The organism is Bacillus sp. IT-79MI2 (assembly GCF_949768135.1).
Classification (GTDB): domain Bacteria; phylum Bacillota; class Bacilli; order Bacillales; family Bacillaceae_G; genus Bacillus_A; species Bacillus_A pseudomycoides.
This window is the reverse complement of sequence record NZ_CATKPV010000119.1, coordinates 1-1369: the sequence shown is the minus strand read 5'-3', so window position 1 is coordinate 1369 and position 1369 is coordinate 1. Positions and strand designations below refer to the sequence as shown.

1 protein-coding gene is annotated in these 1369 nt (G+C 35.0%); it reads left to right on the top strand.

The features are described 5' to 3' along the window. Window positions 1–1302: IS4 family transposase (locus ACM6HU_RS26395; protein WP_414848522.1), on the top strand; the 1302-nt coding region annotated here is incomplete at its 5' end. Between the last annotated feature and the right edge of the window lie 67 nt (window positions 1303–1369).

The following is a 1369-nucleotide window of genomic DNA, read 5'->3' as shown; positions in this document are numbered from 1 at the left end:
CACCATTTTTTATCTTTGTGTGTATGGTTAAATCAACAAATCGCTACTACCTCTCTTACTCAACTTTGTAGTCAATTAGAAACTTCAACAGGAATTTTATTAAGTCCTGAGGGACTTAATCGGCGATTTAACTCGGCTTCTGTAGCCTTCTTTCGAACTGTATTTACTACACTTCTACAAGCTAAAATTGGGGGATTATCTAAGATTTCTCATGCTCTTTCTACTTACTTTGAGCGTATTCTTATCCTTGATTCTACAACATTTCAAGTGCCGGATCGATTTGCATCTACTTATCCTGGTGCCGGAGGATGTAGTCATAAAGCTGGTGTAAAAATTCAACTGGAGTATGACTTGTTGAGTGGAGAATTTTCTGATGTGAAAATTGAACCAGGAAAACGAAGTGATCAAGCGTATGGTGCGACTCGAACAGGTATGGCACAAAAGAATGAACTATATATTCGTGACTTAGGATATTTTCGTTTACAAGACTTTAAGTCTATTCAAGATAAGCAAGGATATTATTTATCACGTCTTAAGTTACCAACTAAGATATATAGAAAGGAATTCGAAACAGTCATATTTAAAACAAAACCCGCTCAACTGAGGCCGGTATATATACAAATTCATTTGGAAGACATTATGAACCAATTACAACCTGGCCAAGTGTATGAATTACATGATGTATATGTAGGGAGCAAAGACAAACTACCTACTCGCATTGTGGTTTATAAATGTACGGAGGAGCAAAAACAAAAACGCCTACGTGATCGAGCTATTCGTGAAAAGAAAAAAGGAATTACATATACAGAGCGTACGAAACTTTTACAAGGAATTACGGTATATATGACAAACATTCCTACGGAATGGGTACCAAAAGAGAAAATCTATGATTTATATTCACTACGTTGGCAAATTGAACTGTTATTTAAAATATGGAAATCCTGGTTTCAAATTCATCGTTGTAAATCTATTAAACAAGAGCGATTAGAATGTCATCTTTATGGACAACTCATTAGTATCCTATTATGTTCTTCTACAATGTTTAAGATGAGAGAACTCCTATTACGTAAGAAACAGAAAGAGCTAAGTGAATATAAAGCGATGTACATAATTAAAGATTATTTTTCACTTTTTCACCAAGCATTACACAAAAACACCCAAGAGCTATCAAAGGTTCTCCTTCGTCTGTTTAACCTCCTACAGCGCAACGGACGAAAATCTCATCGATACGAGAAAAAGACAGTCTTTGACATTTTGGGTGTTGTGTATGAGTATACCACTTCTACTCATCAGGTAGCATAGTAAAAAAATTCAAACCCGTCAGGGTTTATTTGATATGCCTACTTTTATAACATCTATAAACGATAAT